The following is a 24,896-nucleotide window of genomic DNA, read 5'->3' as shown; positions in this document are numbered from 1 at the left end:
GATGAGCGCCGGGGCCACACGGACAAGAGCCGGGCCCAGGGATGGGATCGCGCCAGGTCACGTTTCCTCTGCTGGCCGCACCTCTCCCAGCGCACCAGAGGCGTCTTGAGCGTCTCTTCAGGCGGCGCCGGAAGCCCCGGTCCCCCCATGGTACCGTGCAGGTCTGATGTTCTGTGTGCTGCTCTACAGCGCCCGGCGGCGCCCCACTCCTCTGAACAGCGCTGGCCGCCGGTGACCCAGGTGGTTGGGCAGACGTTCCTGACCCCCGAGTCACTGGGGGGCCCGGCGATCGACACCACCAACTGTGAACGCGAGCCGATTCACCTGCCGGGGAGTGTCCAGCCCCACGGCGCCCTGCTGACCGCCGACCCACAGACCCTGACGGTCATGCAGGCCAGCGCAAACGCCGCGCCCGTGCTGGGCTGGGCGCCCGAAGCCCTGCTGGGCCAGCCTCTTGCGGCACTCGTGGGCGACGAAACGGTGCAGGCCCTGCTCGGCGCCTTGCCGGAGGGCGTACCGGATCACGTGCAGCACCGCGCGCTGCTGACCGTCCCGGCCGGACGGCGCGTGATGACAGCGCACCGCACCAATTCGCTGCTGATCCTGGAATTCGAGCCGGGCGGCACACCGGACGCCTTCTGGTCTGCGGACCTGCGCAACGCCGTGTTCACCCTGGAACGCGCCGCGACCCTGCACGACCTCACGGCCGCCGCCGCGCGCGTCATCCGGGACGTGAGCAGCTTTGACCGCGTGATGATCTACCGGTTCGGTGCGGACGCCAGTGGTGAAGTGATCGCCGAGGCGCACCGGGAGGACCTGAGTCCATTCCTGGGACACCGGTACCCCGCGTCTGACATTCCCCCGCAGGCGCGCGCGCTGTACGTGCGTCACCTGCTGCGCCTTACGGCCGACACCGAAGCGCCCGCCGCGCCCCTGCTTCCTGTGGCGCACCCCGTCACCGGCGCGCCCACGCCACTGGGCGGGGCGGTGCTGCGCAGCACCTCGCCCATGCACCTGCAGTACCTGCGCAACATGGGGGTGCGGTCCAGCCTGTCGGTGTCCATCGTGGTGGACGGCGCACTGTGGGGCCTGATCGCCTGTCACCACGGCGCGCCGCTGGTGCTGCCGCACGAGACGCGCACCACCCTGGAGTACCTGGGCCGCATCCTGAGCCTGCAGGTGCAGATCAAGGTTCGCGCAGACACAGACGCCTTCCGCGCCGGGCGCCGCGGACCGCGCGAGCGGCTGCGCCACGCCGCGGCGCATTCCACGTCCCCCCTGACGACCTTCACCGCGCACGCGGACGACCTAATGAACCTGATGAACGCCGGCGGCGTAATCGTGGCGTTCGAAGGCCGCTGGCAGGGCCGCGGCACCCTGCCCGCCCCGGACCAGGTGGAGGACCTGCTGGCCTGGCTGCGCGCCCAGCCGGCGCCGCTGTACCACACTGATCACCTGCGCGCCGCGTGGCCGGGCGCCGTGGGTCTGGAACGCAGCGCCAGCGGCGTACTGGCCGTCAGCGTGGGCAGCGACTGGCAGGAACTGATCGTGTGGCTGCGGCCCGAAGTGGCCACCACCATCGCCTGGGGCGGCGCCACCCCTGAACAGGCGAAAGATGAATTGGGCCCGCGGCGGTCGTTCGACACCTACCTGCAGGCCGTCGCCGGCCAGTCGGCCCCCTGGCACGACGGGGAACTGGAGGAGGCGGCCGAGGTCCAGCAGTTCCTGACCGCCGCGCTGGGCGAACGCCTGTCTGTGCTCCGGGACCTGAATGCGGCGCTGCAGCAGTCGAACGCCGAGTGGCGCCAGTACGCGTTCGTGATCGCACATGACCTGCATGAACCGGTGCGGCTCGTTACCCAGTACGCGGAAATGTTCCGCCTGAAATTCAGTGACCAGGTGGATGCCAGAGCGGAGTACATGCTTCAGGTGATGCTCGCAGAGACGGCGCGCCTGCGGTCCCTGACGCACGACCTGCAGACCTACACGGCCCTGCTGTCCGGCCCGCCGCTCACGCCTCGCCCCGTGAACCTCACGCACGTGATCCAGAACCTGCGCGGTGAACTGCCCCAGGACGCCACCCTGGACGTGCCCGCAGAGCTGCCGGTCGTGCGGGCCGACCCGGAACTGCTGCGCACCCTGCTGCGTCACCTGCTGACCAACGCCGTGACCTTCGCCGGGACTGCCGAAGACATCGCGCTGCGCGCCACACGGCAGCCCGGCGGCTGGGCCCTGAGCGTGCAGGACTCCGGGCCGGGCATCGCCCCGGAATACCACGACAAGATCTTCGGGTTGTTCCAGCGGCTGGGGCGCCGGGAGGACAGCGGCGGCAACGGCATCGGGCTGGCGCTGTGTCGCAAAATCGCGCAGCTGCACGGCGGCACGCTGCGCGTGCACAGCGCACCTGGGCAGGGCAGCACCTTCACCGTGACCCTGCCGGACGCGCCAGGCGGCCCCGCGTGACCCGCCCCCCTATTCAGCTGATGCTCGTCGAGGATAACCTCGCCGATGTCTTCCTGCTGGAATCCGCGCTGGACCTCACGGGCCTGCCGGTGCAGCTCACCGTGGCGCGTGACGGGCAGGACGCGCTCGACCAGCTGCGCGACCGGCACGCCGCGGGCTGCCTGCCGCCCCTGGTGCTGCTGGACCTGAACATGCCGCGCGTGAACGGCTTCGAGGCCCTGGAAATGATTCGCGCCGACCCGGATCTCGCGCCGCTCGTGGTGGTGGTGTTCACGACCTCCAACGCGGAGATGGATATCCGGCGGGCGTACGCGCTTCAGGCGAACTCCTACGTCAGCAAACCCGACACCCTCGACGCCTTCCTGGCCCTGATCAAGTCGCTCGAAGCGTACTGGTTCGGGGTGGCCAGCCTGCCCCGCTCATACGCCCCGAATTGACCGCGCCCGGCGCGCCCGCGGTCTGGATGCGCGTGTGGGGGCGGGGTGTTCGCCAGCGCCGCACTGACGCCCAGCACGGCCAGCAGCAGCAGCGTCTCGCGCAGCAGCAGCTGCCGCACGCTGCGCTCGCGGGTATGAAAGGCCCGCCGCACCAGCGCTGCGGCGCCCAGCGTGGCCGTGACCAGCAGCAGCTTCAGCAGCAGTGTCCGCCCGTACGTGGTGCCGGTACAGGCGTTCAGGTCAGGAAGGTGCTCCTGCGCCATCAGCAGCCCGCTCACCGCCAGGAGCGACACGCTGGCGACCGCGACCGGCGTGAAGCGCCGTGCGTGCCGCACGCCCAGCGGCCGGGTGACCAGCAGCGCCAGCACGCCGCCCACCCACAGGCCCATGGCGCCCAGGTGCGTGGCATGCAGCGCCCGCACCCAGACCTCATGCCCCGCGCCGTGCCCCACGCCCGCCGCGCCCCACACGCACAGCGCGGCGCCTGGCGCAGCCAGAAGTGGCGGCGCGCCGGACACTGCGGCCGCCAGAGCCAGCGTGGCGCCCAGCACCCCCAGCAGCATCGCGCGCCCCACCCCACTTGACGTCAGGAACCCTGCGGCGTCCGCCGGGCCCAGACCCAGGGTGTGCAGCGTCAGGGCAGCCTGGCCGGCCCAGGCGACGGCCAGCAGCGCCGCGCCGGCCCCCATGGGCTTCAGGAAGTCGCCAGTGCCCAGGACCGTGCGGGCCCACGCGCCGCCCAGCAGCAGCGCCAGTCCCAGAAACGACAGCATGCCCATCAGCGCCGTCATCTCAGGGCACGCGGAAGGTGCGGTACCCGGTCACAGGGTGGCCGTCTTCAGACAGCAGGCGCCACGCCACCACGTACGTGCCGCGTTTCAGGCCCGGTCTGAGCGGCAGCCGAGCCAGGGCCGCCGTGGTCAGTCGCGCCGGGGGCAGGTTCACAAGCCGGGCGCTGCCAGCTGCTTCCTTCAGCGCGGCGGCCGCCGCCCCCCCGGCACTCTGGCCGGCCGGGACGGCCATCACGCGGAAGGTGGAGAAGCGCAGTTCGACCGGTTCGCTGAACGTCACGGTGACAGTCGGGGCCGCCGCGGAGCCGCCGCGCGTCACGCCCGTCACCTCCGTGTGGGCCAGCGCGGTGGACAGCAGCAGGGTCAGGGCCAAGGACAGCAATTGACGCATGGGAAACCTCCAGGGGCGCCGGCACCCGGTGCAGGCGCGGGAATCAGCAGCGCAGGGTTGCGGACGCGCCTCAGCGAACGGTGGTGCGGCTCGCGGGCGTTGCGGCGGCGCTGTCGTCCCAGGCGACTACACTGCCGTCGCTGTACGTCTGGTAGACCTTCCAGACCAGTTCGCCGGCTTCGGCCGGGTTGCGCGCCTGAAAGAAGAACCGGGCGTACTCCATAGGCGCGATCCGCCCGGTCCAGGTCACTTCAGTTACCAGGCCGTCCGCGTTCGTTTTCACGCTGCGGCCGAACCCGGGGCTCACCTCGAAACGGGTGATCACCACACCGGCAGGCACCTCCAGGCGGACCTGGACGGTGGCGCTGCTCTTCTCGGTGGGCACATTCAGGCGGTATGTTTCACTCTGGGCAACGCGGCTATCGCTGAGGCCAGTTTCCGTCCGGATGGTGGCGTGCGCCGACGCGACCGTCAGCAGCAGGGCGGCAGCGAGCGCCAATGGGAAGTTCAATCGGGGCATGGGGTTCTCCTCGTTCAGTAGGGAGGAAGGCGGCCCGGCCGGTGCCCGCCGGGAACGGCGGGGCCGGGGGGTCAGCTGAACGGGAAGGGCGGTGGGCCGCGTGCCAGGACAGCCGCGGCCACCTGAGCGGGCGCGACCGCTGCATCCGGCAGAGTGCGCCGCTCAGGCGAGGGCGGGCGCACCACCGCAAACAGCCCCGCCGCCACAGCAAACGCCGCCGTGAAGCAGAAGGGACAGTGGGCACCGTGGCGGTCGTGCTCACCTGAGGGAGGAGCGTTCGGACCAGTCAGGTGCAGCGCCGGCCGCTGCGCCGCAGACCGGGGGTCCACGCTGGCGCTGACTGCGTCGCCGGTCGCTGTGGCAGCGGGCGCGGCATGCCGGTGGTGCGGCGAGGAGGTCGGCCGCGCCGCCTCAGCGACGAGCGTCACGGCGGTGCCCGCGCTCATCAGTCTGGACCCCGTCAGGCCGGGCTGCCCGGCCGCGCGGGTCAGGTACCCCAGAGACGCCAGCAGGCACAGCACCGCCAGCAGCGTCCGCTGCGCGCGCCCCCGGGTCCGGCCCTTCATCATCCGGACCATAGCGCACGCGCGCGGGGCGGAGGTCCTGCCCTGCGCCCCGCTCAGGGTCTGCTGTGGGTGTGCCCAGCCCCGTCCTGCGGACCGGTGTGGGACGCTCAGGACCCTTTGGTCCAGCAGAAGCACGGCGGGTTCTGCCAGAGCGAAGTGTTCCTGCGCAGCGTCCGCCGCACCTGCCACGTGCCCGTCGTGCACCGCGCAGGCCAGGCACTCGCGCACCCCACCAGGATCCCAAAATGCGTGGCGTCCGCGTAATACAGCAGTCCCTGACGGACCGGGTCCTTCACCAGGCCGTGCGACGTTCCTGGCAGCAGGGCGTGCAGGGGTTGCCGTTCGCGCCAGCCAGCGCCGCGTGAAACGTCAGTTTTCGCTGCGCGAACGCGTCCCTGCCCGGGCCGCACGCCTGCATGACCCCCACCGTGCTGAGCAGGTGCCGGGCCCGCGCAGCGCTCCGGCACCCAGCCGCCAGCGCCGCCTACACCTTCAACGCACGCCGCAGCTGTAGCACCTGCTCCGCCGTGACCGGCCAGGACGACAGCGCATGCCCCAGCAGGTCCGTGAAGGGCGCGATGTCCAGGCGGGCCACGCGCGGTACGCCCATGGCAGATCTGCACCGACGTCCCGCACTGCCAGGGCCCAGTCCGCTCCTGCGGCCCATGCCGCGGCTGATATCCAGCGTCCGGTTCAGCTGACCTTCCGGGGGAAGCGCCGCGCACGAGGGCCCGCTCGCGCACGAGGGCCCGCACGCGCCGGCTCACCGTGTACGTACGGGGCTCCCCAGGTGCAGGCAGCTTCAGGGTGCCGTCTGTGCCTGCCGGGCCTGACCTGCGCCGGACTGACCGCCGCTTGAACAGCAGGCGCCCGCCCTGTTGAATAGCTTATGCCCACCCCCCACGCGGACGTGATCGTTGTCGGCGCCGGACTCGCAGGCCTGGTTGCCGCCACGGAGCTGGCCGACGCCGGACGCCGCGTTCTCCTGCTCGATCAGGAAGGCGAACAGAACCTAGGCGGTCAGGCGTTCTGGTCCCTGGGCGGCCTGTTCTTCGTGGATTCCCCCGAGCAGCGCCGCCTGAGCATCCGCGACTCCCTGGAACTCGCCCGGCGTGACTGGCTCACCACCGCCGCCTTCGACCGTCCAGAAGACCGCTGGCCCCGCGCCTGGGCAGACGCGTACCTGAATTTCGCCAGCGGTGAGAAACGCGCTTGGTTGCGCGGTCATGGTCTGCGCTGGTTTCCCGCGGTCGGCTGGGCGGAACGTGGGGGCGCCGGCTCAAGCGCCCCGGGCAACAGCGTGCCCCGCTTTCACATCACCTGGGGCACCGGCCCCGGCGTTCTCGAACCCTTCGAGCGGCGCGCCCGGGAGCACGCCCGCGCCGGGCGCCTCACCTTCCTGTTCCGCCACCGCGTGCGCGGTCTGCACAGGCACGCCGGCACCGTCACCGGGGTGCACGGCGAGCTGCTGGAGCCCAGCGGCGCTGCGCGTGGTGAACGCAGTTCGCGCGTCGTGACCGGTGACTTCAGCCTGCACGCCCAGGCCGTCATCCTGACGTCCGGTGGAATTGGAGGCAACCATGAGCTCGTGCGGCAGGCGTGGCCCGCCGAACGGCTCGGTCCGCCGCCCACCTCCATGGTGAGTGGCGTTCCCGCGCATGTGGACGGCCTGCTGCAGCAGGCGGCCCACGCGGCCGGCGCCAGCCTCATCAACACGGACCGCATGTGGCACTACCCCGAGGGCCTGCGCAACTGGAATCCCGTCTGGGCGGGGCACGGCATCCGGATCCTGCCCGGCCCCAGCAGCCTGTGGCTTGATCCATCCGGGCGCCGGCTGCCGTTCCCGCATATCCCGGGGGCCAGCAGCCTCGACACGCTCGCTCACATCACCCGGCACCGGTACCCGCACACCTGGTTCCTGCTCAACCGCGCCATCATCAAACGTGAATTCGCGCTGTCCGGCAGTGAGCAGAATCCGGACCTGACCGGCCGGGACCTGCGCCAGACCCTCAAACGTGCCGGCAGGCAGGTGCAGGGTCCCGTGCAGGCCTTCCTGGATCATGGCGAGGACTTCGTGGTGCGGGCCACTCTGCCGGACCTGGTGGCCGGCATGACGGCCCTGACGCCCGACACCCCCGTCGACCTGCCCAGCGTGGAGGAAGCCGTGCTTGACCGGGACCTGCAACTGCGCAACCCGGCAGGGAAGGACGCGCAGCTTGCGGTCGTTCGCGGCGCCCGCGCCTTTCCCAGCGAACGCCTGATTCGCGTGGCGAAACCCGCCCCACTGCTCGACCCGCGCAGTGGCCCCCTGATCGCCGTGCGTCTAAACGTCCTCACCCGGAAATCGCTGGGCGGCCTGGAAACCGACCTGGAGGGACGCGTTCTCGACCCGGGCGGCGCGGTGATTCCCGGCCTGTACGCCGCGGGGGAGGTGGCCGGGTTCGGTGGTGGCGGGTACCACGGGTACCGCGCGCTGGAAGGCACCTTCCTGGGAGGCTGTCTGTTCAGTGGCCGGACGGCTGGCCGCGCCGCCGCTGCTCAGGCCCGGTGAAGCCTTGGCCTGCCTGAGCGGCAGTGGCGCAGCGCGGGTTGGGGGCAGCCTCTCTGATTGGCCGTGGCCATTATTGGGCCTGCCCCAGTGGATTCCTGGGCGCCGTCCGGATTCAGGGCAGGCCGCCTGGGCCTGCACTCGAAAGGACCAGGCGGGCTGAAACTAAACGGGCCACAGGACAGGGGAAGCTTACAGACCGAACACAGCGCGCTGCTGCGGGTGAATCAGCTCGACGTATTCCGGGTGGCGGCGGATGTACGCAGCGATAAACGGACACATCGGCAGAACCTTTTTGCCCTGGTCGCGCACGTCGTCCAGGGCGGCGCGGGCCAGCTGGCTGCCCAGGCCCTCCCCCTCGTGCGCCTTGTCAATCTCCGTGTGCGGAAGCATGATGGCGTCCCCGACCGGGCGGAATTCGGCGAAGCCCAGCACGGTATTGCCGTCGCGCAGTTCGTACCGGCTGGCCTGATCGTTGCGCTGCACCTGGATCGTCATGCGTCATGGTGGCCTGCGCAGCCCCGCTAAACATGACGGCGCCTTCATGGAGCATAGGGTCCGTTACGAGGGTGGAAACCAAGTGTTGGACAGTCAACCCCCCAGTGCCACTGCAGCAAAGGACTGATGTGCATGCAGGCACCCAGAGGCTCTGGCACGTCATGCGGCAGGGCCGGGTGTGTCACAACCGGGGCAGAGACGCGGCCAGCGGATGGTGGCGACCGCTCCTCACACCAGCGTGAACGTGAAGCCGGCTCTGCTTTCAACAAGCCGCACCTTCTGGCTGCGAGCCGTTCAGGAGAATCAGGGCGAGTGAGCCGTTCGGCTTCCAGAGCGCGACCGACTGAATGTTGCCACCCCCAGAGCCGGCGAACGTCAATTCGCCCGTGCAGGGTCACCCCTCCCGCAGTGAGGTCACTGTGACGCCGTCTGAGGTGCTGCCCACCCGCCGTGGGCCACCCGGAGCATCAAGGGCCAGGTTGCAGAGCCCCGCGGCACGCACCCAGAGGCAGGTCACACCGATCAAACGGTGCTGGACATGCAACGACTCGTGGGCCCCCGGCCCGTGGCCGGTCTGCTGGCGTTTCATGTCATGGAGGACGCGGCCGTGCCAGGAGAGACGGGGTGCACTGTGGCCTGGGTGCCCACGTCCCCCTCGGAGCAGGAAAACGCAGAGCCGCTCGGAACATCACAGCTCTCCAGCTCAGCGGGCAGCGCCAGCGGCGGAGCGGTGCCACTTCAGGTGTGCTCCCATCCCGGGAGAGCCCCTGACCAGGCCGTCTTCTTCCGTGCCGGCGCAGCACATCTGGCGGTCCTCCCGCTTGCCTGGACACCCTGGGGGCGCTTCAGGATTTGTGCCTGGCGCCCGCGGGCCCTGACCGACCGGCAGACATTGGAAGGCACTCACCTGCGGGGGGGGGCGGGAGTTTCCCCCGCTGCTCTGCTAACCTTCTTCGGAGGTGGGCTGCCGGTCGATCAGTCGGGCAGGACAGGGCCTGGCACGCCGGTCCGCGAACAGGGCCGGCGCGGGACCGACGCTCAGAGTGAACAAAGCAGCCCGCACGAAGGTGGAGCCAGCCCCCTGTCCTGAGCGCCACGAGGGTGTGGTTGTGCCGGACGATCCCCTTCCTGATTTGACATGCCGTACAACAACCTGCGGGTGGCTGCCTGGATCGGAGGCGTCAGACGGGAACGGGCCTGCAGGGTCACTCCACGCACCGCACAGGGAGCCGAGGCGTCCTGTCAGGGCTCCCCACTCCGGTCAAGCCACGCCAGCAGCGCCGCCTTGGGCAGCGCCCCCACCTGCCGGCCGGCCAGCTGTCCGTTCCGGAACAGCAGCAGGGTGGGGATGCCCTGAACCTGGTAGCGGCCCGGCACCTGCGGGTTCTCGTCGACATTCACCTTCACCACCCGCACGTGCCCGGCGCGCTCGCGCGCGATCTCCTCGAGCACCGGCCCGATCACCCGGCACGGCCCGCACCACGGCGCCCAGAAATCCACGATGACCGGTACGCCCGCCATAATGTCCCCGTCGAACGTGGCGTCTGTGCCGGCGTGCAGCCAGGGCAGGCTGGCGCCGCAGCGGGCGCAGACCGGCACCTGCCCAGGCGGGACGGCCTTCACGCGGTTGTTCGCGCCGCACGCGGCGCACGGGAGTACGTCGTCCATAGCCGCCAGTATCCACCGCGTGCGCTGCACGCACCCTTCAGTGGACCTTTACCTGCCCTGCGGCAGTGGTAAACTGCGGCGCCATGACCTGTCCCCGTGACCTGCCCAGCCGCGACCTGTTGCGCGGGCGGGCCGCGGCGAATGAGATCGCTCCGAACCTTCACGGGTGGTGGTGCGCGAACCTGGGCCGACCGATGCTGGACTGAGCGGTTCCGTTGCCTGCCCGGTTCGTCCCTCCGCGGGGGCGGCGCCTGTTGCCGCGCCGCCTCACGTTCCACCCGAGGTTCCCTATGACCACCCTGAACGCACCTGCCGTGCCCGCTGATCTGCTTGCCCTTGACGCCACTGACGCCCTTGCCCGCAAACGCACCGAGTTTCACCTGCCCCCGGGCGCCGTGTACCTGGACGGCAACAGCCTGGGCGCCCTGCCGCGCGCCGTGCCCGACCGGCTCGACCGCGTGACCCGCCAGGAATGGGGGGACGCCCTGATCCGCTCCTGGACCGCCGGGGCTGCCGAGGGCCGCGACTGGATGGCGCTGCCTGACCGCGTGGCAGCCAAGCTGGCCCGGCTGATCGGCGCGCAGCCGCACGAGGTCGCGGTGGGTGACTCCACCAGCGTGAACACCTTCAAGGCCCTCGCCGCGGGGCTCGGCGTCTCCGCGCCCGGGCGGCGGGTCATCCTCACGGACGCTGAGAATTTCCCGACCGACCTGTATGTCGCGCAGGGGCTCAATGCCCTGCTGGGCGGCACGCTGGAACTTCGCCGCGTGAACGCCGACGACATCGCCGCGCACCTGAGGGCCGACGTGGCCGCGCTGCTGCTCACGCAGGTGGACTACCGCACCGGGCGGATGCTGGACCTGCCCGGCATCACCGCACAGGCGCGCGCGCAGGGCGTCGTGACCGTCTGGGACCTCGCGCACTCCGCCGGTGCGTTCCCGGTGGACCTGAACGGCGCCGGCGCGGATTTCGCGGTGGGCTGCGGGTACAAGTTCCTGAACGGCGGTCCCGGCGCGCCCGCGTTCCTGTTCGTCGCAGAGCGGCATCACGCGCAGGCCCCCGTGGCGATCAGCGGCTGGATGGGCCACGCCGACCCGTTCGAGATGGCGCGTGACTTCACGCCCGCGCCCGGCGCCCGGCGCTTCGTGGCCGGCACGCCCACGGTGCTGAGCCTCAGCGCCCTGGACGCCGCCCTCGACGTGTTCGCGGACGTGGACCTGCAGGCGCTGCGCCGCAAGTCCCTGTCCCTGACCGACACGTTCATCCGGCTGATGGAACCGCTGGCGGCCCGCCACCCGCTGACGCTGGTCACGCCCCTCGAACACGCGCGCCGCGGCTCACAGGTCAGCTACCGCCACCCGCAGGCGCGTGCGGTCATGACCGACCTCATTCAGGCCGGCATTATCGGCGACTTCCGCACGCCGGACATCCTGCGCTTCGGGTTCACGCCGCTGTACCATTCGCATGCGGACGTGTGGCGCGCCGCGCAGGGCGTGCAGGCCGTGCTGGAGGCCCGCGCGTGACCGGCCCCGACGCCCGCCCGGGCGCCCCGGACCGCGACGCTCCGGAACAGGCGTACACGGACTTCACCCGCAGCCTCAGCTACGGTGACTACCTGCAGCTCGACGTTCTCAAACGTGCCCATCAACCCGTCACGCAGGCGCATGACGAGCATCTGTTCATCGCTGTGCACCACGTCTCCGAAGTGTGGCTGGACCTGATCATCCGTGAACTGCGCGCCGCGATGGACCAGCTGGCGCGCGGCCTGACCGAAGCGCCGCAGAAGGGCCTGTCCCGCGTGGTGCGCGCCCAGGAGCAGCTCACGAACGCCTGGGAGGTCCTGAAGACCATGACGCCCGCCGACTACCTGCAGTTCCGCAGCGCCTTCGGTCAGGCGTCCGGGTTTCAGAGCGCCTCGTACCGCATGGTGGAGTTCCTCCTCGGTAACCGCCACGCGGTCCTGCTGCGGCCGCACGAGCACCGCCCGGATCTGATCGAACCGCTGCGCGAGGCAATCAGCACGCCCAGCGTGTACGACCTGACCCTGCGCCTGATGGCGGCCCGCGGCCTGAACATCCCCGACGAGGTGCTCGGACGTGACCTGACCCAGCCGCCCGTACTGAATGAGGCGGTGCTGGAAGCGTGGCTGACCGTGTACCGCGATCCGGAGCGCTACTGGGACCTCTACGAACTCGCGGAGAAACTCCTGGATGTAGAAGATAACTTCCGCCGCTGGCGCTTCAATCACCTGACCACCGTGGAGCGCACGATTGGCTTCAAACGCGGTTCGGGCGGCACGAGCGGAGCCGGGTACCTGCGGCGCGCGCTGGAAACCGTGCTGTTCCCGGAACTCTGGGAGGTCCGCACCCGGCTGTAGGGAGACAGGGAGGCCCTGCGGCCGGCTCCAGGCGGGTGGCGGTGTGTCACCTGCCCGGGCCAGACTGCAGGGCCGAGGTCGCCCGCCACCTACAGCCGCAGGGGCCGCCCGCTGACGAGCAGCCACGCCTCGTCACTGGCGGCCGCGGCGCGCTGGTTCACCCAGCCCAGCAGGTCCCGGTACCGCCGCGCCAGGGCGTTGTCGGGCACGATTCCGAAGCCGACCTCGTTCGTTACCAGAACCGCCGGGGCGCGGCGCGCGGCGCAGGCCAGCAGCAGGTCATCGGCGGCCCGCAGCACCGCCTCGTCCGGCCAGTCGGCGAGCATCAGGTTACTCACCCACAGGCTCAGGCAGTCGAGCAGCACCGCGCCCGGCGGCGCGCTGCGCACCGCGTCTGCGGGGTGCAGCGGCTCCTCCACCGTTTCCCAGTCGCCGGGCCGGTCGGCGCGGTGACGGCCGATCCGGTCACGCATCTCGTCATCGAAGGCCTGCGCGGTCGCCACGTAGGTGACCGGCCCCCCCGTCTGCGCGGCGCGGTTCTCCGCGAAGCGGCTTTTGCCGCTGCGGGCGCCGCCCGTCACGAACACCAGTGTCATGGGCTGGCCCGCCGGTTGCCGGCGGCGGGCCGATTCTCCGGCCAGAAGGGCAGGCCCACGCGTCCGGCCGGCCGGGCCGGGGTCAGGGCGCGGCGCCTCACAGGAACTCCCCGATCACGCGGGGATCAAGTGCCGCGCCCACGCGCGCGGCAATCGCGTCCAGCCGCGCGTCCAGGCTGGCCAGGGGCTGCGGGGGTCGCAGGCCCGCCCAGCCCAGAAACCGTTCCAGGTAGGCCGGGTTTTCCAGCAGGCCGTGCAGGTACGTGCCGCGCACGTTCCCCTGTCGCCACAGCAGGCCCGGCGCGAGCGTCTCCACGCCGGACCCCGCCTGCGTCTGCCCATGATGAATTTCGTACCCGCGCACGCTCAGTCCCGTTTCGGGATCCGTGAAGGTGGTCAGGGCGGTGGTCTTCCCCGCAGCGAAGGTGGTGTCCAGGTCGAGCAGGCCCAGACCCGGCTCGGCCGGCTGGCCGCCGTCCACGCCCTGCGGGTCGCGCAGCACCCGGCCCAGCATCTGCAGGCCGCCGCACACCCCGAACACCGGTACGCCTGCGTGCGCGGCCCGCGTCACTGCGCCGGCCAGGCCGGTGGCGCGCAGCCACCGGAGGTCCGCGGCGGTGCTTTTGCTGCCCGGCAGAATCACGGCGTTCGCGCCGGACAGGCCTGCCGGGGACGTGACCCAGCGGGCGCGTTCGCCCAGCGGCGCGAACTCATCGAGGTTCGACACGCGCGGCAGCCGCGCGATGGCCACGAAGCCGTCCTGCTCGCCCCCCGGGTGCGGCGCGTCCCCCCACAGGCCGTCCTCCTCGGGCAGCGGAATATCCAGCATGGGAATGACACCCACGGTAGGCACCCCCGTCTGCGCCTCGAGCCATTCCGGAGCGGGGGCGAGCAGGCGCGGGTCCCCCCGGAAGCGGTTGAGGATGAAGCCGCGCAGGCGCGCGCGTTCCTCGGTGGTCAGGCAGTGCCAGGTGCCCAGCAGGTGCGCGAACGACCCGCCGCGGTCGATGTCCGAGGCGAGCAGCACCGCCGCCTGCGCTTCAAGGGCCACGCGCATGTTCACGATGTCGCTGGCGCGCAGGTTAACCTCCGCCGGGCTGCCCGCGCCCTCGATCACGACCACGTCGTACTCGTCCAGCAGGCTGTGCAGCGCGCCCTGCACGTGCGGCCACAGCTGCGCCTTGCGCTCACGCCACGGCAGCGCGGTGAGCTCACGGTTCACCTGCCCCAGCAGCACCACCTGGGACCGGGTGTCCGCCTCCGGCTTGAGCAGCACCGGATTCATCCGGACGTCCGGCGTGACGCGCGCCGCCGCGGCCTGCACCAGCTGCGCGCGGCCCATCTCCAGCCCGGCCGGCGTGATTCCCGCATTGTTGCTCATGTTCTGCGCTTTGAACGGCGCGACCCGCACGCCGGCGTTCGACAGGACGCGGCACAGCGCCGCCGTGAGATAGCTTTTCCCGGCGCTGCTCGTGCAGCCCTGCACCATGATCGCTTTACCCATGCCTGGCCTCCACGCGCCGCAGTTTCTTCAGGGCGCGCACCAGGGCCGCGTTCTCCCCGGCGTGCCGCGTACTGACCCGGATGCAGTCCGGCAGGCCGTAGCTGGCGCAGTCGCGCACGCGCAGCCCGGCGTCCAGCAGCTGCGCACTGACCGGCCCGGCCGCTCCCACGCGCAGCGTCATGAAGGGCGTGCCGTGATGTTCCACGCGGCCCAGCCGGTCCAGCGCGCCGGCAAGGTCCGACGCGAGCGCCGCCACGCGCGGCAGCGTCTCGGCCAGAAACTGGGCTGCGTACGGCAGCGCCGCCAGCACCCCCGCTGTGCCGGCCGGCACGTGCCACGCCGGAGCGAGATTGTCCAGCGCCGCAATCACGTCCGGGTGGGCCAGCGCGTACGCGGGGCGTGCGCCCACCAGGCCGTGCGCCTTGCCCGGGGACAGCACCCGCACCAGCGCCGGGTGGCTCGGCGGTGCGGACAGCGCCGTGAACGGCGCGTACGCCTCGTCCACGACCAGCAGCGCGCCCGCCTGCGCGCAGCGGTCCGCCAGGGGCAGCAGCGCGCCTGGCGGCGGCGCGAATCCAGTGGGGTTATGCGGGTACCCCACGTACAGCAGCCGGGTCCCTGCCGGCAGCTCGGCCGGCAGGTCGGGGGTGATCACCACCTGCGCGCGGGCCAGGGCGGCGGCGCGCGCCAGCTCCCCGAAAGGCGCCCGGACGCTCAGCAGCGTGTCGCCGGGCGCCAGCGTGGCGCGCGCCAGGCGGTGCAGCAGGTCCGAGGCGCCCACCGCCACGCCCACACTGTCCGCGTCCACGCCGTGCCACGCCCCCAGGCGCTCCCGCACGCCGGTGTACGCGGGGTCCGGGTAACGGTCATGCCCGGCGTCGCGGACCGCCTGGATCAGCGCCGGGTTCGGGCCGAACGGATTGGTGTTCACGCTGAAGTCCAGGCCGTCGAAGGGGCGGCGGCCGGGCCCACCGTGCGGCGCGCGCGGCACCAGGGGCGGGCGTCCATCCGGGCCGGTCACAGGCCCCCCGGGCGCGGCGGGCAGGGCGGGGCAGGGCGCAGGGCAGCATGAGAACCAGGGTGGCGAGGGCAGAGGCCCGGCGCGTCAGGTGCAGCGCGCGCCGCAGGTCCGCCGCCCCCGGCGCCTGTCCCCCGGCGTTCAGGACGTACAGGCCCCGCTTCTCCAGGCGCACGCCCAGCGCGCCCGCTGCGGCGCTCATGGGGTGACCGCCGTTCGGGCTGGGTGTGCGCCCATGGTCGCGGCGCCACACGCCCAGCCCCCGGCCTCCTGCGGCCAGCAGCAGGCACGCGGCACTCAGGCGGGCCGGCGCGAGATTCAGCAGGTCGTCGGCGTGCGCCGCGCCCTTTCCCGCCCACTCCAGCTCGGGTGTGCGGTAGCCCCACATGGCGTCGGCCGTGTTGGTAAAGCGGTACGCGGCTGCCAGGGGCAGCCCCCCCACCCGCGCGGCGAGCAGCGGGCCCACCACGCTGTCACTCAGGTTCTCCGCCACGCTGGCAATGGCGGCGCCGGCCACCTCACTTGCCGTCAGGTCCGCCGTGTCGCGGCTCACGAGGTGCCACGACAGCAGCCGGCGCGCGCCGGGCAGGTCGCCGGCTTCCAGCGCGCCGGCCACCTCGCTTCCGGCGCGCAGCAGGGCCCGGCGGGCCAGCAGCGGTTTCAGCAGGGCGCCCTGCGCCGGCCACGGCAGGCGCGCGGCCAGGGTGCCGGCCGCCGCGCTGAGCAGCGTGCCGGCCGCCCAGCCCAGCAGGCCCTCACGCAGCTGCGCGCCGGGCGCCTCGCCCCGCCACTGCCGGCGCGACGCCTTGAGAAACTGCCCCATCCACACGACCGGGTGCCACCGGGCGGGCGGTTCGCCCAGCAGGTCCAGCGCCAGCGCCAGCAGCAGCGCCCGCCGCCTCACGCTGCTCCTCCCCGGCAGGCGCGCAGGAAGCGGGCGGCCAGCGCCGGGTCCGCGCCGAGGTGCAGGTGCAGGTAGCTCGCCAGGACGTTCCCGCTGGCGTAGCCCTCCTCGGTGACGCTGCCGTCGTGCGCGGTCCAGCGCCACGCAGGCCGGGTGGGCGCGTGTGTCAGGACCGAGTGGTGAAATTCGTGTCCCCGGACGGCCGCGCCCGCCGGAGCGAGCAGCGAGTTGCGCACCGCGGTGGCCTCCCGGTACCCGAGGGTCAGGCGGGCGCCCATGCGGGTCCGGTACGGAATCACGCCGCACATCTCGACGCTGGTGCCGTCCACGTCAAGCGCCTCCCCGAGGTACATCAGGCCGCCGCACTCGGCCAGCACGGCGCCGCCGCCGGCCGCGAAGGCCCGCAGCTGCGTGTGCAGGCTGCGGTTGGCACTCAGCGCCTGCGCGTGCATTTCCGGGTACCCGCCGGGCAGCAGGACGCCCCGCACGTCAGGGGGCAGTCCCGCGTCCCGGAGGGGACTGAACGGCGTCAGTTCAGCGCCCTGGGCGCGCAGTTCGTCGAGTGCGTCGGGGTACGAGAAGTGAAACGCCTCGTCGTGCGCGACCGCCACCCGCACCCGGGCGCCCGGGCCGCCCGGCGCGGGGGGCAGGGGCAGCGCGGGCGCCTGCGCCGCGGCGAGCAGCGCGTCCAGCCGTAACCCGGCGGCGGCGTGCAGGGCGCGCGACTCGTCCCAGTGAACCTGTTCGGCGCTGACCAGCCCCAGGTGCCGGGCGGGCAGGTGCAGGGCCTCGTCCCGCGGCACGAAGCCCAGCGTGGGCAGCCCCACCTGATCGAGGGCCGCTTCGCACAACGCCGCGTGCCGCCCGCTGCCGACGCGGTTGAGGATCACGCCGGCCACGTGCAGGTCCGGCCGGAAGTCCCGCAGGCCCGCCGCTACGGCCGCCGCGGTGCGCGCCATGCCGCCCGCGTCGATCACGAGAACCACCGGCGCGCCCAGCAGCGCGGCGAGGTCCGCCGTGGAGTGCTCGTCCGTGGTGGGGTCGCGTCCGTCAAACAGGCCCATCACGCCTTCAAGCACGCTGACGTCTGCCTGCGCGGCCGCTCGGGCGAACAGCTGCCGGAGCCGGTCGCGGCCCATCAGGAACGAATCCAGGTTCCGCGCCTCCCGGCCTGCGGCGCGCGTCAGGTGCGTCGGGTCGAGGTAGTCCGGGCCCAGCTTGAACGGCTGCACGCGCAGTCCCCGTGCGCGCAGCGCGAGGCACAGCAGCGACGCCACGGTCGTCTTGCCGCTGCCGGAGGACGGGGCGGCCAGCACCACGCGCGGGTGAACCGGCGTCATGCGGGGGTCTCCGTCAGGTGCGACAGGGGCAGGCACGTTCCGCCCAGCGCCGCCGCGAGCGCCGCGGCGCGGCCCAGCCGCAGCTGCCCGCCTTCCGTGTCAATCACCAGCACCCGCCCGGGCCGCGCGGCGCGCAACTGCGCCGCAGCGGCGAGCGCGTCCGCCCAGGGGTCCGCGCCGGGGGTGCGGGGGACGTTCGCGCGCCCGTCGGTGAACAGCACGACCTGCGCGCCCCGCGCGCCCCCCAGCACCTGCGCGGCCAGCGCCAGCGCCTGCGCCAGGGGCGTGCGCCCCCCGGTCGGCAGGCCTTCAACGGCCGCCCGGGCCGCTGCGACCTCCGCCGTCCAGGGCAGGGTCAGGGTGGCGTCCGGCCCGCGGAAGGCAATCAGTGCCGCCCGCTCCCGGTTGCCCTGCGCGCCCAGCGCGGACAGCAGCGCGCCCTTCACCGCGCCCAGCCGCTGCGGCAATCCCTGGCTGCCGCTGCAGTCCGCGATGAACAGCGTGTGCTCCTGGCGTTCACCCGGCAGCGTGACCCGCAGGTCCTCGCGGGTCACGCCGGGGGGGCCGGACACGCGGGTCAGCGAGGCACGCAGGGTGTCCGGCACCGCCAGTGGGCCCGCGTTCAGGTTCACGCCGGTGCGCCCAGGAACCGGGCGGGCCGGAGCCGGGCGGGGCGGGGCGGCGGCCCCCGTGACGCCCAGCACCACGTCCGGCGCGGGAGGGGGAGGCGGGGGTGACGACTGCGAGCCGTCCGGCTCCGGCGACTCCGGCGGCGCCGGGGGTGGAGGCGGGGAAGGCGGCGCGGACTGAGGGTCGCGGCGGTGCGCCAGGACCAGCGGCGCCACGCGCTCCAGGTCGTCCGCATTCACCTCGGCGCGGTCCTCCAGTGCCGCCAGGGCGCTCGCCGCGCGGTGCAGCACAAGGTCCGCACGCAGGCTGCGCACGCCGGCCCCGACACTCACCCGGCCCAATTCAGGCAGCAGCGCGTCGGGGAAGCTGACGTGCGGCAGCCGGTCGCGGGCGCCGCGCAGGCGCCGGGCCAGCGCCGCCTCGGCTTCCGCCCAGGTGGCCTGGAAGGCGTCCGGGTCGCGTTCGAACGCCACGCGGCGGCGCACGATCTCCGCGCGCTGCGCCGGGTCGGCGGGGGCGTGCACGTCCACGCACAGCCCGAACCGGTCCAGGAACTGCGGGCGCAGCGCGCCTTCCTCGGGGTTCATGGAACCCACCAGGGCGAAGCGCGCCGGCAGCGTGAGGCTCAACCCGTCACGCTCGATGCGCTGCGTGCCCATCGCCGCGGCGTCCAGCAGCGTGTCCACGAGGTGGTCGGGCAGCAGGTTCACCTCGTCGATGTACAGCACCCCGCCGTGCGCCTGCGCGGCCAGACCGGGCCGGGCGCGGGCTTCCCCGCGCAGCGCAGCGTCCACGTCCAGGCTGCCCACCACGCGGTCCTCAGTGGCCCCCAGCGGCAGGTTCACGAAAGGCGCGCGCTGGTCGCCGTGGTCGGGGAGCAGCGCGGCCAGGGCGCGCGCCGCGGTGCTTTTTGCCGCGCCGCGGTCCCCGCGGATCAGCACGCCGCCCACCGCCGGACTGACCGCCAGCAGCGCCAGCGCCAGCGTCAGCTGAGGCTGATGCGCCACCGCCGAGAGGGGGAACAGGGGCGGCGCGCTCATGCGTTTACCCCGGCCGGCCGGGCGCGTTCCCCGCGTTCCTCCAGCAGCCCCTCGGCGTCCAGGTGCAGCGCCTCAAGCGCCGCGAGCGTCTGCGGCTGCGCCGCCCACAGGCCGCGCGCACTGGCTTCGAGCAGCCGCGTGGTGATGGCCCCCAGGGCCCAGGGGTTCGACGCCCGCAGGAACGCCTGATTCGCCTCGTCCAGCGCGTACGCCTGCGCCACGCCCTCATACATGAAATCGTGCGCCACGCCGGCCGTCGCGTCGAACCCGAACAGGTAATCCACGGTGGCCGTCTGCTCCAGCCCGCCCTTGTACCCGTGCTCACGGATGCCTGAAAGCCACTTGGGGTTCACCACGCGTGAACGGTACACGCGCAGCACCTCCTCGCGCACGTCACGCACCCGCGCCCGTTCGGGATTGGCACTGTCCCCGAAGTACCCGCGGGGCTGCGCGCCGCTGAGGTGCCGCACCGACGCGATCATGCCGCCGAAGAACTGCAGGTAGTCGTCACTGTCGAGCAGGTCGTGCTCCCGGTTGTCCTGGTTGTGCAGCACCACCTGCGTCGCCGCGAGGCGCATGCGGAACTCCTCGCGCGCGTCGGTGCCCTCCTCCGCGGCGGTGTACGCGTACCCGCCCCAGTTGACGAACGTTCGTTCGAAATCCGCGTCGGACTGCCAGTTGCCTTCATGAATCAGGTCCAGAATCCCGGCGCCGTAGGTGCCGGGTTTGCTGCCGAACACCCGGTAGGACGCGCGGGCGTGCGCCTCCTCGGGCGGCAGGTGCTCCAGCCGGGCGCGGTCACTCAGGTACGCGGCGCGCAGCGGGTTGAGGTGCAGCGGCTCGTCGACCTGCATCACCTGCTGCGCGGCGCCGTCAAGCAGCGCCACCACGTGCGGGAACGCGTCGCGGAACAGGCCGCTGATGCGCACCGTGACGTCCACCCGCGCCCGGCCAAGTTCCTCAAGGGACATCAGTTCCGTGCCTTCCACCCGGCGGCTCTGCGGATGCCACACCGGGCGCACGCCCATCAGCGCCAGAATCTGCGCGATGTCGTCGCCCTGGGTGCGCATGTTGCTGGTGCCCCACACGCTGATGGCCACGCGCTCGGGGGCGGCGCCGGTCTCCTGCACGTGGCGCTGCACCACCTCGCGCGCGAGGTTGCTGCCCACCGTCCAGGCCGCCGCGGACGGCACGGCGCGCGGATCCACGGCGTAGAAGTTGCGGCCGGTGGGCAGCAGGTGCGCCTGCCCGCGCGACGGCGCGCCGCTCGGCCCGGCCGGCACGAACCCGCCCGCGAGGCCGCGCAGCAGGTGCGTGATCTCGTCCGTGGTGGCCGCGAGGTCCGGCGCGACCCGGCGGCACACCCCGCGCAGGGTGTCCGGGAGCGTTCCGGTGGGCACGGCCGGACCGAGCGTCAGGGCCAGCACCTCCGGAATGCGCCGCTCATCAAAGCCGCGCGCGTCCAGCAGCTGGAACAGGTGCAGGCTCAGCTCGTCGAGCAGTTCCAGAGTATCCCCGGCGGTCAGGAGCGCGCGGCCCGCCAGGGCGTCCAGGTCTGCCCGGCGCGCGGTGCGCGCGCCCGGCGCGTCGAGCAGGGCGCCCAGATCCAGCGTCAGGGCCGCGGCCAGGCCCGGCAGCAGGCCCGGCAGGTCCGGGCCGGACAGGCGGGTCAGGGCGCGCAGCATCTCGGCCCGGGCGTCCCCGGTCGGCGCCTGGCCGAGCACGTGCAGTCCCCCCCGGATCTGCGCTCGTCCCAGTTCGCACAGGTACCCGTCGAGGTCCTCGAGGAAATGCGCGACGTCCGCGCCGTTCATCTCACTCAGCGTCACCGGCACCCCGTCAGGCGTGTAGTCGTCGTCCCATTCGTGCACGTGGTCCCCGTGATCGCGGCGCAGTAAGGTGCCCAGATCCTCCCCGAGGTTCGCGTCCTGCACGAGCTGCCAGATCTGCCCCTGCAGCAAGGGGAGCTTCGACGGGTCCAGGAGTTCAAGCTGGTAGTACTCATCCACCAGCCGCGTGAGCTCCGCCAGGGGACCGTACGTGTCCGCCTGCGTCAGTGGCGGCGGCAGGTGGCTGAGAATCGCGGCGTGCGCGCGGCGCTTGGCCTGGGTGCCTTCCCCCGGGTCGTTGATCACGAACGGGTAGAACAGCGGCAGGTCCCCCAGCAGACTGTCGGGGAAGCAGGTCTCACTGAGGCCCACGCCCTTGCCGGGCAGCCATTCGAGCGTGCCGTGCTTCCCGACGTGCACCAGCGCGTGCGCGCCGAATCCCCCGAGCGCCTGCGGTTCGCGCAGCCAGCGGTACAGCGCGTGGTAGTGATGCGTGGGCGGCAGGTCCGGCGTGTGGTAGATGGCGTCCGGGTCCATGCCGTACCCGCGCGGGGGTTGCAGCGCCACGAACATCTTCCCGAAGTGCAGGCCCAGCAGGGCCAGCTCGCCCTGGGGCGTCACGAAGGCCTGCCCGGGCGCCTCTCCCCACTGCTGACGCACGCGGCGCTGCTGAGCGTCAGGGAGCTGCGCGAACCACGCGGCGTACGTCTCGGCCGGGATGCGCGCCGTGGCGTGCGTGAGCGCCTCGGGCGGCAGCACCACCGAATCGCCGCTTACCGGGGCGAGCAGCGCGTGCATCAGCTCGTCACTCGACGCGGGCAGCTGGCCCACGTCGTATCCTTCGGCCTGCAGGGCGCGCAGGACCCGCAGCAGCGACGCGGCGGAGTCCAGGCCCACGGCATTCCCCACCTGCGACGCCTTGGCGGTGGAGTTCGTGAAGACGAACGCCAGGCGCTTGTCGCTGTTGGGGATGAAGGGCAGCCGCGCCAGGCGCGCCGCGATGCCCGCCAGGCGCGCCGTCCGTTCCGGGTCTGCCGCGAGGCGCCGGGCGTCGCCGTCCTGTTCCTTGAAGGCGAAGGGCACGCCGATCAGGCGCCCGTCGAATTCGGGCAGCGCCACGTTCATCGCCGTGTCCAGCGGGTTCAGACCGCGCGCGCTGGTCGCCCACGGTCCGCGGGCGCCGCCTGTGGTGAGCCCCTGCACCACCGGAATGTTCAGCCGCTCCAGAGGACCGCTCGCGCCGCGGCGGCGGTCGTCCGGGTCGGCCAGTGCGAACGACAGCGTGCTGATCAGGGCCTGCACCAGCGGCCGCCCGTCCTCGCCGCGCAGCAGCGCAAAGGCGCGCGGGTCGCCCGCGCCGTCCAGGTCACGCAGGCTGGTCGTGAACACCGGCAGGGCGTCCACGCCGGCCTCGTCGAGCGCCCCCACGAGCGCGTCGATGAAGGCCGTGTTGCCGCTCAGGGCGTGCGCCCGGTAGAACAGCACGCCCACCGCCGGGCGGCCCGGCGCCCGCGCCGCCTGCCACTCGGCCGTGGTGACGCCCTCAGGCAGGTCCGGGTGGTACACGCTGTGCTCGGGGAGTGCCTGGGGCGGGCGCGCGCCGTACCCGGTCAGGCGCAGCGAGTCCGACAGGAACAGCAGCAGCGCCCGCATGTTCACCCAGCCGCTCGCGGCGAGGTACGTGCGGGCGCTGTCCAGCGCGGCGGGCGGCACGGTCGAACGCGCCGCCAGGTCCGGGTCGGGTTCGTTGGTGCCGCTGAGCAGCAGCAGGTGCTGCCCGCGTTCGCGGGCGTGCGCCAGCAGCGCGTCACTGCCCGGCACACTCCGCAGGGCGCCGTGCACACGGACGATCAGCACCTGCGCCGTGCCCACCGGGCCGGAGAGCAGCGTCTGCATCTGCGCCTCACTGCGGATCCCGGCCAGGGAGGCGCCCGTCAGCGGGCCGAAGTCCGCGGGCAGCGTTTCACGCGCCGCGCGCAGGTTCAGCAGGTCCGTGTCCGCGTGCGTCAGCAGCGCCACGCCACTCAGGGGCGTAGACGCCGACCCTGCCGGGCCGGTCGCTGTCGCCTCTGCCGCGACCGGCCCGGACGTGGCGGCGTCCCAGGCGTAGTAGTTGAAGGTGTACTCCACCAGTTCCGGCGGGGGTGGCAGGTACCGGTCGGCGGCCAGCATCGCTTCGATGTGATCGAAAATGGCGCGCACCAGCCACGCATCGTTCACTGAGTGGAACCACAGGTCGTGCCCGTCGAACACCAGGTGCGCGACGTTCGCCAGGGCGCACGGTCCCAGGCACCCGCTTTTGGTGAGGTGCACCGCGTTGCGCAGGCGCCGGTGGACCCACTCGTCCTTGTACACGTCGGCCGGCGCGGCCGGGTAGCCTTTATCGGTGCGGCCGCAGCAGCAGCCAAAAAAGCAGTAGCTCAGGTGCCCGCGCCGGCGCACCACGTTAATGGTGCGCCCGTCGGCCCGCGTGACCCGCTCGCGCGGCGCCGTCCGGCGCGTCACGCGGGCCGCCCCGCCGGCTGCGCGCGGCTCCACAGGCGCAGGCCCAGCAGCGTGACGAAAGTCGCGGCGCCCAGCGGGCCACTCAGCGTGCCGGTGTCCAGCCCGGCGAAACCGGCCAGCGCGAAGCCCAGAGACAGCGCCACGACCATCCAGCCCATCGCGGCCGACGCCCGCTGCGCCCGGGAGCCCTGCGCCGCGCCGCGCTGCACGCGGGCGGCGAGCAGGCCGTCGAGACCGTCACTGAGCACCATGCCCAGCGTAAACGTCAGGCCCAGCAGCACGGGCGTCACCTGCTGCGACAGGGCCAGCGCCGCCAGCTGGCTGCTGGTTTCCATGCCCGCTGCGAGCAGCAGGCCCACCACGAAGGGCCCCAGCGCCAGCAGGCCGGGAGCGGGCGCGTGGGTGTGCCGGCCCGGCCGGGCCAGCCGCCACAGGTTCAGTCCCGCCACCGCCAGGAACAACCACGGCGTGAGGCCGTCCAGCGTGAAGGCGGCCCCGACCCGCCCGGCCAGCAGGGCCAGCAGCGTGACCAGCAGACCGTGCCCCAGGCCGAACAGCACGCCGGTCAGGCGGCTGGGCCGCAGCCGGGCGAACCCGTCGATGGCCGCGAGGTGATCGGCGTCCAGACCGTGCCGGGCACCCAGCAGGAACACCAGCGCCAGGGTGCCCATCAGAACTCGATGCCCGTCTGGCCGCCAATTCCGGCGTGGTACGCGTGCTTGACCGGCTGAATCTCACTGACGGTGTCGGCCAGGGCGATCAGCTCCGGCAGGGCGTCCCGGCCGGTGATCACCACGTGCAGCAGCGGGTCGCGGGCCGTCAGGGTGGCTTCCACGTCCGGCCACGCCACCCAGCCATACTTCAGGGCGTACGTGAACTCGTCAAGCACGATCAGGTCGTGCTCACCGCTCTGAATGGCCGCCCGGGCCAGGTCCCAGCCGTGCGCGGCCATTGCGGCGCTGTTCTCCAGGTCCCGCGAACGCCACGTGAACCCGTCCCCCAGGCCCTCGTACGGGAGCCCCAGGGCGTCGAGCACGCGGTGCTCACCGAATTTGGCATTCTCGTGCTTCAGGAACTGAAACATCCGCACGCGCAGGCCGCGGCCGTGGGCGCGCAGCATCAGCCCCAGCGCCGCGGTGGTTTTGCCTTTGCCGTGCCCGGTGTTGACGATCAGCAGCCCCCGGCGGCCCTTGGAAATGCCCTCACGCTTGCGGTGCGTGTCGCGCGCCTCGGCGAGTTCACGCATGGCGGCCTCGCGCCGGGCGGCGGTG

General features: G+C 72.5%; 22 protein-coding genes. 6 read left to right on the top strand and 16 right to left on the bottom strand.

Going from position 1 to position 24,896, the window contains the following annotated elements:
* Positions 1-231 precede the first annotated feature (231 nt).
* A complete protein-coding gene (locus tag LAJ19_RS19045) occupies positions 232-2,463 on the top strand; it encodes an ATP-binding protein (protein WP_285892312.1) in 2,232 nt (743 codons plus the stop codon).
* A complete protein-coding gene (locus tag LAJ19_RS19040) occupies positions 2,460-2,900 on the top strand; it encodes a response regulator (RefSeq protein WP_225524076.1) in 441 nt (146 codons plus the stop codon). The genes LAJ19_RS19045 and LAJ19_RS19040 overlap by 4 nt, the downstream gene beginning before the upstream one ends.
* On the opposite strand, the gene LAJ19_RS19035 is transcribed toward LAJ19_RS19040, so the two are convergent.
* The 5 genes from LAJ19_RS19035 to LAJ19_RS21780 all read right to left on the bottom strand — a co-directional run bounded on the left by LAJ19_RS19035 (position 2,792) and on the right by LAJ19_RS21780 (position 5,778).
* Positions 2,792-3,691 carry a CopD family protein gene (locus LAJ19_RS19035; RefSeq protein WP_225524075.1) on the bottom strand — a complete coding sequence of 300 codons (900 nt, stop codon included), beginning with the start codon at positions 3,689-3,691 and terminating at the stop codon, positions 2,792-2,794. The two genes, LAJ19_RS19040 and LAJ19_RS19035, sit on opposite strands and share 109 nt — an antisense overlap.
* A gap of 1 nt (position 3,692) precedes the next feature.
* Positions 3,693-4,082, bottom strand: a complete 390-nt coding sequence (locus LAJ19_RS19030; protein ID WP_225524074.1) for a copper resistance CopC family protein — start codon at positions 4,080-4,082, stop codon at positions 3,693-3,695.
* Positions 4,083-4,152: 70 nt separating this feature from the next.
* Entirely contained in the window at positions 4,153-4,602 is a 450-nt protein-coding gene (locus LAJ19_RS19025; protein ID WP_225524073.1) for a DUF1775 domain-containing protein, read from the bottom strand.
* A gap of 71 nt (positions 4,603-4,673) precedes the next feature.
* The gene (locus LAJ19_RS19020; protein ID WP_225524072.1) at positions 4,674-5,168 is read right to left on the bottom strand and encodes a hypothetical protein; all 495 of its coding nucleotides are present in this window, start codon (positions 5,166-5,168) and stop codon (positions 4,674-4,676) included.
* A 484-nt stretch (positions 5,169-5,652) separates the two neighbouring features.
* Complete coding sequence (locus tag LAJ19_RS21780) at positions 5,653-5,778, bottom strand: hypothetical protein (RefSeq protein WP_255639909.1); 126 nt, start codon at positions 5,776-5,778, stop codon at positions 5,653-5,655.
* A 279-nt stretch (positions 5,779-6,057) separates the two neighbouring features.
* Between LAJ19_RS21780 and LAJ19_RS19015 the strand changes: the two genes are divergently transcribed.
* A complete protein-coding gene (locus tag LAJ19_RS19015; protein WP_225524071.1) occupies positions 6,058-7,719 on the top strand; it encodes an FAD-binding dehydrogenase in 1,662 nt (553 codons plus the stop codon).
* Between the two features lie 189 nt (positions 7,720-7,908).
* On the opposite strand, the gene LAJ19_RS19010 is transcribed toward LAJ19_RS19015, so the two are convergent.
* Both LAJ19_RS19010 and trxC read right to left on the bottom strand, forming a co-directional pair.
* The gene (locus LAJ19_RS19010) at positions 7,909-8,214 is read right to left on the bottom strand and encodes a GNAT family N-acetyltransferase (protein ID WP_225524070.1); all 306 of its coding nucleotides are present in this window, start codon (positions 8,212-8,214) and stop codon (positions 7,909-7,911) included.
* A gap of 1,242 nt (positions 8,215-9,456) precedes the next feature.
* On the bottom strand, positions 9,457-9,882 hold the full coding sequence (gene trxC, locus LAJ19_RS19005) for a thioredoxin TrxC (protein WP_225524069.1): 426 nt from the start codon (positions 9,880-9,882) through the stop codon (positions 9,457-9,459).
* Positions 9,883-9,965: 83 nt separating this feature from the next.
* Here trxC and LAJ19_RS21775 point away from each other — a divergent pair, with 83 nt between their 5' ends.
* From LAJ19_RS21775 to LAJ19_RS18995, 3 genes are all read left to right on the top strand, one after another.
* Positions 9,966-10,088 (top strand): hypothetical protein, encoded by a 123-nt coding sequence (locus LAJ19_RS21775; RefSeq protein WP_255639908.1) that lies wholly within the window; start codon positions 9,966-9,968, stop codon positions 10,086-10,088.
* Between the two features lie 84 nt (positions 10,089-10,172).
* Complete coding sequence (gene kynU, locus LAJ19_RS19000) at positions 10,173-11,405, top strand: kynureninase (RefSeq protein WP_225524068.1); 1,233 nt, start codon at positions 10,173-10,175, stop codon at positions 11,403-11,405.
* Entirely contained in the window at positions 11,402-12,259 is an 858-nt protein-coding gene (locus tag LAJ19_RS18995; RefSeq protein ID WP_225524067.1) for a tryptophan 2,3-dioxygenase, read from the top strand. The genes kynU and LAJ19_RS18995 overlap by 4 nt, the downstream gene beginning before the upstream one ends.
* Positions 12,260-12,348: 89 nt before the next feature.
* Here the strand turns inward: LAJ19_RS18995 and cobU are convergent, their stop codons facing one another.
* The 9 genes from cobU to cobO form a co-directional block, all read right to left on the bottom strand.
* Entirely contained in the window at positions 12,349-12,855 is a 507-nt protein-coding gene (cobU, locus tag LAJ19_RS18990; protein WP_225524066.1) for a bifunctional adenosylcobinamide kinase/adenosylcobinamide-phosphate guanylyltransferase, read from the bottom strand.
* Between the two features lie 97 nt (positions 12,856-12,952).
* Positions 12,953-14,359, bottom strand: coding sequence for a cobyric acid synthase (locus tag LAJ19_RS18985; protein ID WP_225524065.1), 1,407 nt, complete (start codon positions 14,357-14,359; stop codon positions 12,953-12,955).
* The gene (locus LAJ19_RS18980) at positions 14,352-15,290 is read right to left on the bottom strand and encodes a pyridoxal phosphate-dependent aminotransferase (RefSeq protein ID WP_225524064.1); all 939 of its coding nucleotides are present in this window, start codon (positions 15,288-15,290) and stop codon (positions 14,352-14,354) included. Before LAJ19_RS18980 ends, LAJ19_RS18985 begins: the two co-directional genes overlap by 8 nt.
* Positions 15,226-16,281, bottom strand: coding sequence for an adenosylcobinamide-phosphate synthase CbiB (gene cbiB, locus LAJ19_RS18975; protein ID WP_225524063.1), 1,056 nt, complete (start codon positions 16,279-16,281; stop codon positions 15,226-15,228). The genes LAJ19_RS18980 and cbiB overlap by 65 nt, the downstream gene beginning before the upstream one ends.
* On the bottom strand, positions 16,278-17,621 hold the full coding sequence (locus LAJ19_RS18970) for a cobyrinic acid a,c-diamide synthase CobB (RefSeq protein WP_225524062.1): 1,344 nt from the start codon (positions 17,619-17,621) through the stop codon (positions 16,278-16,280). The genes cbiB and LAJ19_RS18970 overlap by 4 nt, the downstream gene beginning before the upstream one ends.
* On the bottom strand, positions 17,618-19,291 hold the full coding sequence (locus tag LAJ19_RS18965) for a VWA domain-containing protein (RefSeq protein WP_225524061.1): 1,674 nt from the start codon (positions 19,289-19,291) through the stop codon (positions 17,618-17,620). Before LAJ19_RS18965 ends, LAJ19_RS18970 begins: the two co-directional genes overlap by 4 nt.
* The gene (cobN, locus tag LAJ19_RS18960) at positions 19,288-23,625 is read right to left on the bottom strand and encodes a cobaltochelatase subunit CobN (RefSeq protein WP_225524060.1); all 4,338 of its coding nucleotides are present in this window, start codon (positions 23,623-23,625) and stop codon (positions 19,288-19,290) included. The genes LAJ19_RS18965 and cobN overlap by 4 nt, the downstream gene beginning before the upstream one ends.
* The gene (locus tag LAJ19_RS18955; protein WP_225524059.1) at positions 23,622-24,296 is read right to left on the bottom strand and encodes a HoxN/HupN/NixA family nickel/cobalt transporter; all 675 of its coding nucleotides are present in this window, start codon (positions 24,294-24,296) and stop codon (positions 23,622-23,624) included. The genes cobN and LAJ19_RS18955 overlap by 4 nt, the downstream gene beginning before the upstream one ends.
* Positions 24,296-24,871 (bottom strand): cob(I)yrinic acid a,c-diamide adenosyltransferase, encoded by a 576-nt coding sequence (gene cobO / locus LAJ19_RS18950; protein WP_225524354.1) that lies wholly within the window; start codon positions 24,869-24,871, stop codon positions 24,296-24,298. Before cobO ends, LAJ19_RS18955 begins: the two co-directional genes overlap by 1 nt.
* Between the last annotated feature and the right edge of the window lie 25 nt (positions 24,872-24,896).

The organism is Deinococcus taeanensis (assembly GCF_020229735.1).
Classification (GTDB): Bacteria; Deinococcota; Deinococci; order Deinococcales; family Deinococcaceae; genus Deinococcus; species Deinococcus taeanensis.
This window is presented reverse-complemented; position numbering and strand designations above follow the sequence as displayed.

Excerpts from the sequence above, each read along its gene's own strand:
- LAJ19_RS19035 (WP_225524075.1), bottom strand. The coding sequence starts at position 3,691 with ATGACGGCGCTGATGGGCATGCTGTCGTTTCTGGGACTGGCGCTGCTG.
- LAJ19_RS19030 (WP_225524074.1), bottom strand. The coding sequence starts at position 4,082 with ATGCGTCAATTGCTGTCCTTGGCCCTGACCCTGCTGCTGTCCACCGCG.
- LAJ19_RS19025 (WP_225524073.1), bottom strand. The coding sequence starts at position 4,602 with ATGCCCCGATTGAACTTCCCATTGGCGCTCGCTGCCGCCCTGCTGCTG.
- LAJ19_RS19020 (WP_225524072.1), bottom strand. The coding sequence starts at position 5,168 with ATGAAGGGCCGGACCCGGGGGCGCGCGCAGCGGACGCTGCTGGCGGTG.
- LAJ19_RS21780 (WP_255639909.1), bottom strand. The coding sequence starts at position 5,778 with ATGGGCGTACCGCGCGTGGCCCGCCTGGACATCGCGCCCTTCACGGAC.
- LAJ19_RS19015 (WP_225524071.1), top strand. The coding sequence starts at position 6,058 with ATGCCCACCCCCCACGCGGACGTGATCGTTGTCGGCGCCGGACTCGCA.
- LAJ19_RS19010 (WP_225524070.1), bottom strand. The coding sequence starts at position 8,214 with ATGACGATCCAGGTGCAGCGCAACGATCAGGCCAGCCGGTACGAACTG.
- trxC (WP_225524069.1), bottom strand. The coding sequence starts at position 9,882 with ATGGACGACGTACTCCCGTGCGCCGCGTGCGGCGCGAACAACCGCGTG.
- LAJ19_RS21775 (WP_255639908.1), top strand. The coding sequence starts at position 9,966 with ATGACCTGTCCCCGTGACCTGCCCAGCCGCGACCTGTTGCGCGGGCGG.
- kynU (WP_225524068.1), top strand. The coding sequence starts at position 10,173 with ATGACCACCCTGAACGCACCTGCCGTGCCCGCTGATCTGCTTGCCCTT.
- cobU (WP_225524066.1), bottom strand. The coding sequence starts at position 12,855 with ATGACACTGGTGTTCGTGACGGGCGGCGCCCGCAGCGGCAAAAGCCGC.
- LAJ19_RS18985 (WP_225524065.1), bottom strand. The coding sequence starts at position 14,359 with ATGGGTAAAGCGATCATGGTGCAGGGCTGCACGAGCAGCGCCGGGAAA.
- LAJ19_RS18970 (WP_225524062.1), bottom strand. The coding sequence starts at position 17,621 with ATGACGCCGGTTCACCCGCGCGTGGTGCTGGCCGCCCCGTCCTCCGGC.
- LAJ19_RS18965 (WP_225524061.1), bottom strand. The coding sequence starts at position 19,291 with ATGAGCGCGCCGCCCCTGTTCCCCCTCTCGGCGGTGGCGCATCAGCCT.
- LAJ19_RS18955 (WP_225524059.1), bottom strand. The coding sequence starts at position 24,296 with ATGGGCACCCTGGCGCTGGTGTTCCTGCTGGGTGCCCGGCACGGTCTG.
- cobO (WP_225524354.1), bottom strand. The coding sequence starts at position 24,871 with ATGCGTGAACTCGCCGAGGCGCGCGACACGCACCGCAAGCGTGAGGGC.